General features: G+C 42.1%; 13 protein-coding genes. 5 read left to right on the top strand and 8 right to left on the bottom strand.

Annotated features, from left to right (window positions below):
* The first annotated feature begins 177 nt into the window (after nt 1-177).
* On the top strand, nt 178-1,212 hold the full coding sequence (gene adhP, locus B9T26_RS14205; protein ID WP_086200313.1) for an alcohol dehydrogenase AdhP: 1,035 nt from the start codon (nt 178-180) through the stop codon (nt 1,210-1,212).
* Between the two features lie 74 nt (nt 1,213-1,286).
* Here the strand turns inward: adhP and B9T26_RS14200 are convergent, their stop codons facing one another.
* The 5 genes from B9T26_RS14200 to B9T26_RS14180 all read right to left on the bottom strand — a co-directional run bounded on the left by B9T26_RS14200 (nt 1,287) and on the right by B9T26_RS14180 (nt 4,855).
* On the bottom strand, nt 1,287-1,889 hold the full coding sequence (locus B9T26_RS14200; protein WP_086200312.1) for a hypothetical protein: 603 nt from the start codon (nt 1,887-1,889) through the stop codon (nt 1,287-1,289).
* A 144-nt stretch (nt 1,890-2,033) separates the two neighbouring features.
* Nucleotides 2,034-2,390 carry an RcnB family protein gene (locus B9T26_RS14195; RefSeq protein ID WP_086200311.1) on the bottom strand — a complete coding sequence of 119 codons (357 nt, stop codon included), beginning with the start codon at nt 2,388-2,390 and terminating at the stop codon, nt 2,034-2,036.
* A 248-nt stretch (nt 2,391-2,638) separates the two neighbouring features.
* Nucleotides 2,639-3,184, bottom strand: coding sequence for a glutathione peroxidase (locus B9T26_RS14190; RefSeq protein WP_086200310.1), 546 nt, complete (start codon nt 3,182-3,184; stop codon nt 2,639-2,641).
* A gap of 156 nt (nt 3,185-3,340) precedes the next feature.
* Nucleotides 3,341-3,901 (bottom strand): hypothetical protein, encoded by a 561-nt coding sequence (locus B9T26_RS14185; RefSeq protein ID WP_086200309.1) that lies wholly within the window; start codon nt 3,899-3,901, stop codon nt 3,341-3,343.
* 201 nt (nt 3,902-4,102) lie between these two features.
* Complete coding sequence (locus tag B9T26_RS14180; RefSeq protein WP_086200308.1) at nt 4,103-4,855, bottom strand: helix-turn-helix transcriptional regulator; 753 nt, start codon at nt 4,853-4,855, stop codon at nt 4,103-4,105.
* A gap of 186 nt (nt 4,856-5,041) precedes the next feature.
* On the opposite strand from B9T26_RS14180, the gene B9T26_RS14175 reads away from it, so the two are divergent.
* Nucleotides 5,042-5,956 carry a DMT family transporter gene (locus B9T26_RS14175; protein WP_086200307.1) on the top strand — a complete coding sequence of 305 codons (915 nt, stop codon included), beginning with the start codon at nt 5,042-5,044 and terminating at the stop codon, nt 5,954-5,956.
* 421 nt (nt 5,957-6,377) lie between these two features.
* Here B9T26_RS14175 and B9T26_RS14170 read toward each other — a convergent pair whose 3' ends face one another.
* The 3 genes from B9T26_RS14170 to B9T26_RS14160 all read right to left on the bottom strand — a co-directional run bounded on the left by B9T26_RS14170 (nt 6,378) and on the right by B9T26_RS14160 (nt 9,374).
* Complete coding sequence (locus tag B9T26_RS14170; RefSeq protein ID WP_086176459.1) at nt 6,378-6,947, bottom strand: L-threonylcarbamoyladenylate synthase; 570 nt, start codon at nt 6,945-6,947, stop codon at nt 6,378-6,380.
* 44 nt (nt 6,948-6,991) lie between these two features.
* A complete protein-coding gene (gene dprA / locus B9T26_RS14165) occupies nt 6,992-8,137 on the bottom strand; it encodes a DNA-processing protein DprA (protein WP_086200306.1) in 1,146 nt (381 codons plus the stop codon).
* Between the two features lie 82 nt (nt 8,138-8,219).
* A complete protein-coding gene (locus tag B9T26_RS14160; protein ID WP_086200305.1) occupies nt 8,220-9,374 on the bottom strand; it encodes a LysM peptidoglycan-binding domain-containing protein in 1,155 nt (384 codons plus the stop codon).
* 119 nt (nt 9,375-9,493) lie between these two features.
* Between B9T26_RS14160 and def the strand changes: the two genes are divergently transcribed.
* From def to B9T26_RS14145, 3 genes are all read left to right on the top strand, one after another.
* Complete coding sequence (gene def, locus B9T26_RS14155; RefSeq protein ID WP_086200304.1) at nt 9,494-10,024, top strand: peptide deformylase; 531 nt, start codon at nt 9,494-9,496, stop codon at nt 10,022-10,024.
* 93 nt (nt 10,025-10,117) lie between these two features.
* Complete coding sequence (locus tag B9T26_RS14150; RefSeq protein ID WP_086200303.1) at nt 10,118-10,552, top strand: DUF2946 family protein; 435 nt, start codon at nt 10,118-10,120, stop codon at nt 10,550-10,552.
* 91 nt (nt 10,553-10,643) lie between these two features.
* Nucleotides 10,644-12,707: a TonB-dependent copper receptor gene (locus tag B9T26_RS14145; protein ID WP_086200302.1), complete on the top strand. Its 2,064-nt coding sequence runs from the start codon at nt 10,644-10,646 to the stop codon at nt 12,705-12,707.
* Nucleotides 12,708-13,171 lie beyond the last annotated feature (464 nt).

Here is a 13,171-nt window from a genome sequence, read left to right as displayed (position 1 = left end):
ACTTATTTTATGACTTTAAAGCTGGGCTGAAAAATGGTCTATAGCTGAACTGTAAGGTGCATCAACATAAGTGAATTTCCTACAAATTCGCAACTATGGGTTTATTTATTCTTCCTTATAGTAGAACCAGCTTGTTAAAAAAGCGATCTCAATATGTGTCATATGGAGAGAGTAAATATGGCAACAACAATGAAAGCAGCAGTGGTGACTGCATTTGGTCAGCCGCTGCAAATACAAGATGTTGAAATTCCTAAAATTAGTCCCGGCAAAGTGCTAGTGAAGATTATTGCTACAGGTGTCTGTCATACCGATCTGCATGCCATGCATGGGGATTGGCCAGTGAAACCGACTTTACCTTTTATTCCTGGACATGAAGGTGTAGGTGAAGTCATCGAAGTAGGTGAGGGCATTGAGCATTTAAAGGTCGGTGATATTGTCGGTGTTCCATGGCTGTATTCAGCTTGTGGGCATTGTGATCATTGTTATGCAGGTTGGGAAACCCTGTGCAAGAAACAGCAAAATTCAGGTTATTCAGTCAATGGAAGTTTTGCCGAATATTGTCTGGCAGATGGTGATTATGTCGGGGTCATTCCTGAAGGTGTCGATCTGCTGGAAATCGCCCCGATTCTATGCGCGGGTGTAACGGTCTATAAAGGCTTGAAAATGACTGAAGCCAAAACCGGGGACTGGATGGCCATTTCCGGTATTGGTGGGCTAGGGCATGTAGCCGTTCAATATGCCAAAACCATGGGCTTTAATGTGGTGGCGATTGATGTAGATGACACTAAGCTTGATTTGGCAAAAAGCTTGGGTGCAGATGTTGGATTAAATGCGCTTAAAGTCGATGTGAAAGAACAAGTATTGAAAGCCACTGCTGGTGAGGGCTGTCATGGAGTTTTAGTCACCGCCGTCTCTCCGAAAGCCTTTGAACAAGCCGTTGCCATCGTCCGACGTGGCGGAACTATGGTCTTGAATGGTTTGCCACCTGGAACATTCGACTTGTCTATTTTTAATATGGTGCTGGAAGGTATTACCGTACGTGGCTCGATCGTCGGAACACGTTTAGACCTGAAAGAAGCACTGGATATTGCTGCTCGTGGCAAGGTCAAAGCCCATATCAGTGTAGAACCGCTAGAAAATATTAATGATATTTTTGACCGCATGGAGCATGGCAAAATTGACGGTCGTATTGTGATTGATATGAAACTTTAATCTTCCAACAGAATCAGACCAGTTCAGCACAACTGAAGTGGTCTGTCTCTGATGCATCTATCTTTGGGTAGAGATTAGCTTTCTTGAGCATCTTTATCCTGACTGTCAGGAATCATCATGCTGGCAAGCTTGACCATTTCCAGCTGGATATTACCCATCTGTTTTTCAATTTTCTTGAAATCGACCTGAGCCAAGTTGATTTCTCCATTGAGCAAGGGGGTTGCGAGTACTTGCTGATTGGCCTGCAGCAAATCTTGACGAATGGACTCAATTTCCTGACTTTTTAAAGTCAGGCTACCCAGTGCCTGATTAAATCCGGTCAGTTGCTGTTTCAAGGTATCGGCACTGTCTTGAAGCTGTGCCTGATCTTTATCCTCAATGGCAGTTTGTAAATCAGTCTGGGTTTGTTTGAGCTGTTCTACATAATCACCCGCTTTCAACTGCATATCGGCCACATCACGAACGATATAAAACATGTTGCCGCTTTTCAGTTCGGCTTTTGGCGTTGCTGTTGATTCGGTGGTTAATTCCTGAGCGTCCTGTCCAGATACTTCGCTTGATTGTGAAGTTTGGGTTTCTGTTGAGTCAGGAGTATTGGCTTGCTCACAACCAATCAATAAAAGGCCCGCACTAAACATCACAAAAGGAGAAACCACATTTTGGATGAATTTTTTCATAACCAATTTAGATCTTTATTTCAGTAAAGATGAATATAAGGCTGAAATGTGTAGAAAAAACTGATTGTTGCAAAGCGATAACAAATTTATTTGCAGGCATTAAAAAAGAGTGCCGAAGCACTCTTTTTTCATAGACCCTAATCATTAACCGCGAATGATTTTGATAATGTTATGGCTCGCCACATTGGTTAACACATAGTCGCCATTTACTTTAAGCCATTGCTGGTTTTTACCGGGTTTGCTCAATTTTTTAAACTTTTTATGGTCTACTTTATAGCTTTGACCAAAGTAATGACTTGGTACTTTTTGACCCACTCTCCAGTCATGCGATGGATTTACCGCTTTTTTATGTACAGCATTATAGTGCTGCTGAACAGGTGCTTTATGGTTATTTTGAACCTGATGAGATTGACCGTGATGATCTTGTGGAGCAGCCATTGCAGGTGCAGCAACCAAAGCAGTAGATAATGATAAAACGATTGCTTTTACTAAAGTATTCATACTTCACCTTTTATTCATGGCGGTTGGTTTATGAATTCATCATAGTGCTAAGCCATTGATAAATAGTGGAAGGAATGTAGTTGAAATATAAAAATCATGGGCAAATCATGAAGGTTTTTTATTTTAATGAATTTTGGTATAAGTTTTTGATTTAATTTAAATAATGTAAGTATTCAATAAGAGTTGAATACTTACATTACTGTTACAGCAAACCGAAATTATGCAGAGTTATAAGGGGTTATAAATAATTATTTGCCAAGTTCAGCATTAATCGCCTCAACAATACGCGGATCATCTGCCTTGATGTCTGGCGCAAAGCGGGCAATCACTTCACCTTTTTTATTAATCAGGAATTTTTCAAAGTTCCACAGTACTTCAGGTTTAGGGTTAGGTGTTAAGCCATAATCGACCAGGTCTTCCCACCAGGGACCTTCACCAATACGTTCAGGAATGGCTTGGGTCAAGGTTTGGTAAAGCGGGTGTTTATCTTCACCGGCCACTGAGATTTTAGCAAATAGCGGAAAATCAACCTGATAATTTAAAGAGCAGAACTCTTGAATTTCCTCATCAGAACCCGGTTCCTGTGCCAAGAAGTTATTGGCAGGAAAACCTAAAATCTCCAGTCCTTGGTCTTTCTTTTCTTGATACAGCTTTTGTAGGCCTTCATATTGTGGAGTTAATCCGCATTTAGATGCCACATTCACCAACAGCAATACTTTGCCTGCATATTGATTTAACGTGGTGTCCTGTCCGGCAATGGTTTTGACGGGAATGTCATAAACAGATTGGCTCATGAAAAAGTCCTTAAATATTTGAATGTGAACTACTGCTTTGTTTTAAAGCTTATTCTGCATGCTGACAAGTCTTTATTGATATGAAGATATCAATATTCATTCTTAGCCGAATTAAAAAATAGGTCAATCGACCTGTTTTGGGGTATTCGGCAGAGCTTATGGGGCTGTTTTGGCTGGGGCAGTTTTGACCTGGTTTTGCAGTGCCTGCATTTCAGTCATCAATTCTTTCTGCAATTGAGCGGCACGGTTCTGTAATTCAGTCACTTTTTGCTTATCCGGTGAGCTTTCAAGAGTGGTTTCTGCCAGTGCTATGCCTAAATTATTGGATTCTTTGATTTTGTCACGCACAGCATTCACTTCGCTACTTTTCAGTTTTAAGGCATCAAGTTCTTGATTAAATTTATTAATATAGGTTTTCATCTGTGCCACAGTGCTAGTTAACGCAGCTTTGTCACCTTTTTGCGCTGCCTGATTGGCTTTATTTTGCAGATCCGTAGCTTCTTGGGAGTTCCTGTTGGAGAGCATCTGGATTTGATCTAAATCACTTTTAATATCAGCTGTATTGTTTGAGCTGAGGCTAGCTGTGACCGGTGGAGTGGTGGTGGGAGTGGTTGCTGTGCTGGTTGCTGATGATGCGGGTGCCTCATTTGTTTTTTTATCACAGGCCGTTAATGCCAGAGCCACCACACACAGTGAAGCCAGTAATGATTTTTTCATATCGCATCCTTATAGATCCAATGAAAACATCAGATCTAAATATTAAAACAAACATTAAAAACGTTAAAAATATAGTTTAGACTCGATTCAACAGAGTGCTGTGATCAAAATGGCATAGGACCTTGACTGGTGACTAGGGCGTTTTTGTTGTTAAGCTGCTGCAAATTGCAAAAAGAGTTATTTATTTAATAACATGAAGGATTAAATATCGCGCAGTTGTGCAGGGGTTTGTTCGGTATAACGCTTAAAGAATTCAATAAAACTGGAACTGTGCTGATATCCCAATTCATAGGCCAGTTTTTTCACTGTTTTGCCTTGGCGAATCTGGGTGATCGCATACAAAATTTTAGCCCGATTGCGCCATTCAGATAAACTCAATTGTAATTCCTGCTGGCTTAAACGCAGTAAATGTCTTTCGCTGATGGATGAGTCTCTGAGGAGTTGTTGCAAGCTTTTCTGAAATAGTGCTGGATTGGCCAATTGCTGTAATAGGGGCTGCAACAAAACATGATGGGTTTGCGGTAAATAATGCTCATAGGCAGGTGCAGTTTTCAGTTGATCGAATAACACCTGTAATAAATTCCGATAATGCAGCGTGCTTATGCCTTGCTTTTTTTGTTCCAGGATTTCATGTACCAGATGCCGAAGAAAGGGGCGAATGCTTAAAGTTTTGGTGCAAGCAGCAAAATGCTCACAGAGGCAAGGATGCACACGAATACAGACATAATGTGTAATTTGTTCATCCAGTGCGATCGAGGCATGTGCGGTTTGTGGAGGAAGCCACAGACCATAGTTGGGAGGCGACAGATACCTTTGTCCTTCTATTTCAGATTTCAGAATACCGTTCAGGCTAAAATTAAAATCACCCCATAAAGAACTGTGTGGGGCCACAATTTCATCTTTTTGATAAAAGAAATCATTCACTTCTATATAGTGCTCAATATGCTTCAGCATATGAATATCCTTGTGTGCATTTTTTTTATTGGTAGAGTGATCATTGAAAGACTTGGAACGTCATTTGAATAGTCACAATCTGGTAGTCAGTGTCTGTAGCTCAATACTGATGTCTGAAATTCGATATTCTAATTATTTCAGACTTCGGTAAAAATGAATACTGGATATTCAGGCGCGGGAAAGGGCATGACACAGCAAAATAAAACAGTCTGGTGGGCAATCGCTTTGCCCTTGCTGGCCGTCTTAATCTGGTCGATGAACATTACCGTAACCCGCTATGTAGCCGACTATATTTCACCCGTCAGTATCAGTTTTTACCGCTGGCTGGTGGCTTTTGTGGTCTTAACCCCGTTTATGTTGCACAAAGTCTGGCGTGAGCGGCAGCTGGTTTTGGCACACTGGAAACAGCTGGCCGTTCTTGGTGCTTTTGGAATGGTGCTGTATCAAGGTCTAGGTTATAGCGCAGCGCATTATACCACCGCCACCAATATGGGCATTATCAATGCTTTTATTCCGGTATTTACCATTTTTGTTTCCATGCTGATGCTAAAGGATATTCCCAACCGTTTTGCAGTGGTGGGCAGCATTTTATCTTTTATCGGTTTGCTCTATGTCATGGCGCAAGGAAATTTTAGTCATTTAGTGCAATCGGGTGGACATCTGGGCGATGTCATGATGGTGTTGGCGGTCTTCTTTTATGCGTTTTATGGGGTTTTCCTGAAAAAATGGCAACTCCAGATTCCCTTGCTGATTAGCCTGTATGTGCAGATTATTTTTGCTTTGCTTTACCATTTACCCTTTGTGTTATGGCTGGGCTTGGATGGCATTAATTCAAAGAATCTGGGCAGTGTGCTGTATGCCGGTATTTTTCCTTCGTTGATCGCGCCCTTAGTGTGGATGATGGCGGTACAATGGCTTGGACCGAACCGTACCAGTATTTTCATGAATTTAATGCCGGTCTGTACCGCCATTATTGCCAAGCTCTGGTTAGGTGAAGCATGGACGATTTACCACAGTATTGGCGGACTGGTCATTTTATCGGGAATTTTATTGGCCCAGAAAAAAGAGGGCATCATCAAAACAGCCAAGTTGAATGCATAAGTGTGAACAATAGGTTAAAAAAAAGACAAGTGAACTGGTTTTGAATAATCATTTTTTATGGAAATAAAGTCTGGATGATGGTTTCAAAAAGCATCTAAAATGATTGTTTAGCTAAAAGATAATTAAAAAATAGTGAGATAATTTAAACTTTTATAAAAATACACTCACCACATCATAGTTTTTAACTGTATTTTAAGATAAATAATATATTTGTATAAAGGAAAGAGTTATTACATAATACTTATATCGTGAATATTTAAGTTATTCTTCATAATATTTAAATTTTCGCAATCAGATTTACAGACCCTCTGGATGTGATTTATACACATCCTTTTTATGCTCAACCGTCCCTATATGGTTGAGCTTTTTTTTGCCTGAAAATCAGCTCAGTCCCTTATTTATTACATGGCAATGACCCGCATTAAGCGCGGATCACTTCACCTGTTTCAGCATCAATAATACGGCTGGGTTCTTTGCTTAGACCCAAATCACCATTCAAATAATTGACCTGACTGGAAAAATATTGGCTGGCTTCTTGCAAGGAGCGGGCAGGATTCTCCCCGGCAGGGTTGGCACTGGTGGAGACAATAAAACCGTTAAAAGCATTGCATAGTGCGACGCATAAAGGATGTGTGGTTACCCGTACCGCCACTTTGGGATGGTTGCCTTTAATCCATGCAGGAATATGATCGCCTGCCGGTAACAACCAAGTGGTTGCGCGTTCAGTGGGAGAGCGATGACTCCAGGAATCAATCACCTTTTGACGCATTTCTGCAGTGAGTGGTTCTAACAGATGTTCTACTTGCGCAATTTGCGCTGCCAGTAAAATAACCCCTTTTTCAATGGGACGTTGCTTTAAACGTAAAATTTCTAAGAACGCTTGTTCGTTAAAAGGATCACAGCCTAAGCCCCAAACTGCCTCTGTGGGATATGCTAAAACATGTCCTTGTTTTAAACATTGAGCAGCTTCGGCAACAGAGGTGGTAATCATCAGATTTTTTTCCCTTCATATTTGTTAAAGGGCTATTGTGAACCTTATTTGCCTGGACGACAACGTAGATACAGCCCTGCCTGTTGGGTACACAAGCCAAGCAGCTCCAGTTCCATCAGTTGGCTGGTTAGTGTGGCAATATCTAACTGTTGTTGAATAACCAGCTCATCCAGATGTTGTCCCATCCAGTCCAACTGGTTATACAGAATGCTTAAATGCGCTGGCAGTGCGGGCTGTGCATCCAAAGGCGTGGGCTTTTGGGCTTGTTCGCTATGCTGTTGAGTTTGCCATTGAGTCGGTAGAGCCAGATCTTCAATCACCTGTTCAGGATGATCCACTAAAATGGCACCTTCACGGATCAGCTGGTGGCAGCCTTGGTGGTGCTCACTATAAATATGACCGGGAATGGCAAAGATAGATTTACCCTGTTCGGCTGCCCATTTCGCCGTGATTAAAGAACCACTTTTCAGTGCCGCTTCTGCAACAATGACGCCGAGGCTTAAGGCACTGACAATACGGTTGCGCCGTGGAAAATGTTGCTGCAAAGGCGAGGTTCCGGGTAAAAATTCGCTAATGATGGTGCCTGAATGGTCAAGGATCTGTTGGCGTAATTGCTGATGTTGACTGGGATAGGTCTGGTCTAGTCCGGTTCCCATCACCGCAATGGTGTGATTGTGCTGCAAAGCCCCCTGATGGGCGGCTTCATCAATGCCTTGCGCCAAGCCACTATTAATATAAAAGCCTTTTTCACTAAGATAATAAGCAAAGTCATAGGCGACCTGGCGTCCGTGGTTACTGGGTTTACGACTGCCAACGATGGCAATTTGTGGTTGCAGCAGGGCTTGGGCATCTCCTTGACCAAACAGAATCGGTGGCTTGTTGGAATAAGGCAGCAGTTGGGTGGGGTAGTCAGGATGGTCGAATGTGAGGATAAAATCGCTATGTTTTTGAATCAGGGCAATACAATGCTGGAATTGTAGCTGTGATTCAGGAAGATGAAAATCTTGCAGGCGCTGAATATGGTTTTTGTGAATGCCAAGCTTTTGCCACGTCTCAATTTGATCAGGCTGTGTTGCCTCGGCTAGATGGGTATAGTGTTGCTTGATTTTATAAAAGCTGGTGATCGAGTGTTGCACCAGAAACCACAGACGAATGTAATCCAGCTGCAAGGAGCTTAATGAGTTGAGCATAACGAGACCTTTAAATATGTCTTCTTTTAATGGGGTAAAATAAAATGAGGCTGAATTTCAGCCTCATTTTTAGATTTAGGAATTATTCATCCATCAGTGGCGGCTGAATTCCAGCACCGACTTTAATCGGTAATTCGCTATCCAGTACATAAGCATAGCTTAAGTTATCAAAGCTTTTGAATACCATGACATTACCAATGCGTTGTCCAGGGAGCTGAACGCGTTCTTTGGTTTTTGGATCAGTAACCACTTCACCTTTTTGGGTTACCGACAATACCTGTCCGGTTTGAACACCCTGCAAGCTACCACGGTCAATGGTGACAACGCTGTGTTTTGCAGCGGTACCAATTGAACCCATCACGCGAACAACCTGACCACCGGCAACCACATCTTCAGCATTGGTCGGGTAGAACAAGGTTGGCAGCATTGGATCATATTCAGGTAGCACACGGTCGCCACGACGAACTTCAGCATTATAGGTATCTGTCAGTTCAAGCGTAGTAATGTCATTTTCGCCACGTACCGCAACACCAGATGCAACCTGAGTCAATTCAAGACCAGCATTATATTTTTTGCCTTTTGCATCGGTAAACATATACGGTTCACCTTCACGGTAAACGGCATAGCGTTGACCGACTTCCAGGCCATTGCCACGTGCATAAACGGTTTGACCTTGAGCAGCCAGAACGCGTTGGTCAGCAGTTCCTACAATATAAGGCGTACCTGTAACTGACTCAGGTGCCACAATAGTGCTGCGTTCTAGCCATTGCTTGATGTATTCCAGTGGAATCACAGGAATGGCATTGTTTAATGATTCCACCCGAACCTGAGGTTGTAACTTGGTGCCACCAGTATAACGACGGATAATGCCTTCACAGCCATCACCTTCATCTTTACCAATCAGCGGTTTGCCATTATAGGAACACATGAGCAGGCGGTCGCCCGGAAAAATCCAGTGTGGATTTTTCACATGCTTATTGCTGGCCCAAATTTCAGGCCAACGCACCGGATTTTTCAAAAATCTTTTGGAAATATCCCATAAAGTATCGCCTTTTTTCACCACATAAACTTGCGGTGCTCCGGCTTTTAATGCAGGTGGATTGACGTTGCGGACAGGTGCTGCTTCAGCAATACTCACCATTCCGGCTCCAACACTTACACATACGGCAAGTGCCAATAATTGTTTTTTAAACCCCAAGGCACTAAAAGTTGGCATGCCCTTCAAAACCTTTTTCATTATCATAATTCCTAAAATTATGTATGTAGTTGCGTTATAATAACGATATTACACACATTTTTTTGATGAAGCATTCCTTCATTTTGTTTTTTGATCAATGGCATAAGTGAGGACACCGTATGGCCTTATTACCTATTTTAAGTTTCCCGGATCCCCGTCTTCGTACCATTGCTAAACCAGTCGAAGAAGTCACTGATGAAATTCGTCAGCTCGCAGCCGATATGTTTGAAACCATGTATGAAGCCCCAGGTATCGGTTTGGCTGCCACACAGGTGGATCATCATATTCAGCTGATTGTCATGGATTTATCTGAAAATAAAGATCAACCCATGGTATTTATTAACCCCAAAGTTACTCCATTAACTGAAGAAACTCAGCCTTATGAAGAAGGCTGTCTATCTGTGCCTCAAATATACGATAAAGTTGAGCGTCCGTCACGTGTAAAAATCGAGGCAATTAACCTTGATGGTCAATCCTTTGAGATGGAAGTAGACGAACTTCTCGCTGTTTGTATTCAACATGAAATGGATCACTTAAATGGCAAATTATTTGTCGATTATTTATCGCCTTTAAAACGTCAACGTGCACGTGAAAAAGTAGAAAAATTGGTGCGTCAGCGCCAAAAAGAAAAAGTGGCAGTGAAACGCTGATTCCTAAAATTTATGGATTAAATTGTTTTAAACAAAGCCCAATTTAGATTGGGCTTTGTTATACTTGCTTCCGACAAATTTTAGGATTTGCCTGTGTTGTTACGTGGTGGTTTGCTGCTGTCAATTGCAGCAGTGCTTTTACAGATTGCTGTATTTTTACAGCCCTTGCTACCGAAGCAATATCAGATTGCTCCGGTCTGTGAAACTATTACCCGTGCATTATTGCAAAGCGCTACACCACAAATTTCGACTCAAGCTTCTACAGTTCATTCTGCTCACCATCAGCTTCATCAAGATCATCAACATCAACAGCATGCAGAACATGACCATCATGATGCCAATCATCAATGTCAGTACTGCACAGTCTATGGCAATCTGGTGTTGCCACCTGAGCTTGAACTCAAGGAAGTTTTAGACCGTATTCAAGTCCGTTTACTGGCATTCCAAAAGACCTTTGGTCATGTCTGGTTTGTCTTACAACGGCTCTTTCTCATTCCTCAAGGGCGAGCCCCGCCACTATTTGCATAAATCCACCATTTGAAATGTCTGGGTCTTGGATGACTCCAGCCTTGCGCTGCTTTAACCGCAGCTCGGTATTTATGTATTAGTGAGATAAAAAATGGCTCAGCCTAAATTTTATTTACAGCCTCTTACGGCTGCGATTTGTGTTGCCTGTTATTCAGCTTCAGCCTTTGCTGAGCAGCAAATGGCAACAGTGCAAACTTTAGCGCCCATTGTTGCAACTGCGCATCAGGGCAATGATGCCAATGGTTTGATTGTGCATGCCGATCCCAAACAGCCTATCCAGCCGATTCCAGCCAGTGATGGCGCAGACTATCTGCAAAGCATTATGGGATTCAGTTCGATTAAAAATGGCGGCACCAATGGCGATGTGACTTTCCGTGGCATGTTCGGTTCGCGAATTAAAATATTAACCGATGGTACGGAAAACCTCGGTGCCTGTCCAAACCGTATGGATTCACCGACTTCGTATATTTCACCGGAAAGCTATGACCGTATTTCGGTGATTAAAGGACCGCAAACGGTGCAATATGCCAATACTGGTTCAGCTGCCACAGTCATCTTTGAGCGCCGTCCTGAACAGTTCAGTGAAGATAAAAATTACCGTGGTCAAGCCAGTGTCTTGATGGGCTCATATGGTCGCCTTGATCATAATGTTGAAGCCGCAGTAGGGGATGAGCAGAAATATATCCGTCTGAATGCTAATCGTTCTGTTTCAGACAGTTATCAAAATGGGGCAGGTCAAACTATTCCTTCCGATTGGAAACGCTGGAATGCGGATGTTGCACTCGGTTGGACACCGGATGAAAACACCTGGGTGGAACTGACTGGCGGCAAGGCGGATGGCGAAGCAGTCTACGCTGGACGTTCGATGGATGGCTCGCAGTTTGCCCGTGAAAGTCTGGGACTGCGGGTGGAAAAGAAAAATGTCACCGATGTGATCAAGAAAATCGAAGCGCAGGTGAACTATAGCTTTAATGATCATGTCATGGACAACTTTAGTTTACGTGAATTTAAACCGGACGGCATGATGACTATGCCTATGGCCTCCAACGTGGCGCGAGAAACCTTAAATACCCGTCTGGCTGTAACTCAGCAATGGGATAAATTGCAGTTGATTAGTGGTATTGATAGTCAAAATAACCAACACTCCAAGCGCAGCGGCAGTTTAATGGCGCCATATCAAGATCAAGCGCGTACAAAGGATATGAAATTCCGCTCTTATGGCGCTTTTGGTGAGTTAAGTTATCAACTGAGTGAGCAAAATAAATGGGTAGGCGGGGTTCGTCTCGATCAGGTCAATGTCAAAGATTTACGTTCTGAATCTGTAGAGAAAGGCTATAATCGAGAGCTGGATAAAACATTGCCGAGCGCATTTATCCGTTTGGAAAATCAGCATTCAGAGCATAATGCCAAAACTTATATTGGTTTAGGCTATGTCGAGCGCATGCCGGATTACTGGGAATTGTTCAGTACTGCACATGGTAATCCCGGTACGGTGAATGCCTTTAATGGCGTCGATACTGAAAAAACCTTACAGCTGGATATGGGATATCAGCATCAGCATGGCGCACTCAATTCTTGGGTTTCTGCTTATACGGGCTTAATTAATGATTATGTATTGATGAGTTATCACGTTCATGCAATGCCAGGCATGATGAGTCATGGCAAAACTGCAGGTGCTAAAAATGTCGATGCCACCATTGCCGGTGCGGAAGCAGGAGTGGGTTACCAATTTACCGATCATCTGCAAGCCGATGTCAGCGCGATGTATGCCTGGGGTAAAAACATCACCGACGATAAAGCCTTGCCACAAATTGCACCTTTGGAGGGTCGAGTCAATCTTCGTTATATTCAGGATAAATATACACTCGGTGCTTTATGGCGAGTAGTGGCTGCACAAAACCGTATCAGTCTAGATCAGGGCAACATCGTGGGTTATGACTTGGGCGAAAGTGGCGGTTTTGCAACCTTATCCTTGAATGGTACTTACTATATTCGTGAGGGTGTTGATTTGTCTGTGGGCGTAGACAATGTGTTTGATAAAACCTATAGCGAACATTTAAACAAGGCAGGCAGTGCTGGCTTTGGTTTTGCCGCAGATGAGCAATTCAATAATATTGGCCGTAATTATTGGGCTAGACTCAGCATGAAATTCTAATTCGGTTAGATTTAATGCAAAAAGCAGAGTTTAGACTCTGCTTTTTGCGGTTTTAAATATTAAAAATATATAAATATCAATAATTTGATAATTTTTAATATTTCGAAAGAAAATAATGAACATTTTTCTTAAAATAATTTAATAATATAAAACAATTACTTATAAATTGTATGGTTTATAAAATAAACAAGCAATTCAACTCATTTAAAAAAGGGGTTGCAAGCACCCTGAAATACTGTAGAATGCACATCCATCGGCGGTGATGAAGATTAAAACTTATGATAAAACAGCAACTTAGTTAAAATTGATTGGGTTGGGTTTTAGAAAGAAAGTTTAAAAATAATTTGAATTACCGGTTGACTCTTTAGAAATAAAGAGTAATATAGCCGACCTAGCTTGCTGGTGACGAACCAGCAAGAAGATCATTAAGAGATTATGAAGAACAACTTGTGTGGATTTTTACT

The organism is Acinetobacter sp. ANC 4169 (assembly GCF_002135355.1).
Taxonomy (GTDB): Bacteria; Pseudomonadota; Gammaproteobacteria; order Pseudomonadales; family Moraxellaceae; genus Acinetobacter.
This window is presented reverse-complemented; position numbering and strand designations above follow the sequence as displayed.

Excerpts from the sequence above, each read along its gene's own strand:
- adhP (WP_086200313.1), top strand. The coding sequence starts at position 178 with ATGGCAACAACAATGAAAGCAGCAGTGGTGACTGCATTTGGTCAGCCG.
- B9T26_RS14200 (WP_086200312.1), bottom strand. The coding sequence starts at position 1,889 with ATGAAAAAATTCATCCAAAATGTGGTTTCTCCTTTTGTGATGTTTAGT.
- B9T26_RS14195 (WP_086200311.1), bottom strand. The coding sequence starts at position 2,390 with ATGAATACTTTAGTAAAAGCAATCGTTTTATCATTATCTACTGCTTTG.
- B9T26_RS14190 (WP_086200310.1), bottom strand. The coding sequence starts at position 3,184 with ATGAGCCAATCTGTTTATGACATTCCCGTCAAAACCATTGCCGGACAG.
- B9T26_RS14185 (WP_086200309.1), bottom strand. The coding sequence starts at position 3,901 with ATGAAAAAATCATTACTGGCTTCACTGTGTGTGGTGGCTCTGGCATTA.
- B9T26_RS14180 (WP_086200308.1), bottom strand. The coding sequence starts at position 4,855 with ATGCTGAAGCATATTGAGCACTATATAGAAGTGAATGATTTCTTTTAT.
- B9T26_RS14175 (WP_086200307.1), top strand. The coding sequence starts at position 5,042 with ATGACACAGCAAAATAAAACAGTCTGGTGGGCAATCGCTTTGCCCTTG.
- B9T26_RS14170 (WP_086176459.1), bottom strand. The coding sequence starts at position 6,947 with ATGATTACCACCTCTGTTGCCGAAGCTGCTCAATGTTTAAAACAAGGA.
- dprA (WP_086200306.1), bottom strand. The coding sequence starts at position 8,137 with ATGCTCAACTCATTAAGCTCCTTGCAGCTGGATTACATTCGTCTGTGG.
- B9T26_RS14160 (WP_086200305.1), bottom strand. The coding sequence starts at position 9,374 with ATGAAAAAGGTTTTGAAGGGCATGCCAACTTTTAGTGCCTTGGGGTTT.
- def (WP_086200304.1), top strand. The coding sequence starts at position 9,494 with ATGGCCTTATTACCTATTTTAAGTTTCCCGGATCCCCGTCTTCGTACC.
- B9T26_RS14145 (WP_086200302.1), top strand. The coding sequence starts at position 10,644 with ATGGCTCAGCCTAAATTTTATTTACAGCCTCTTACGGCTGCGATTTGT.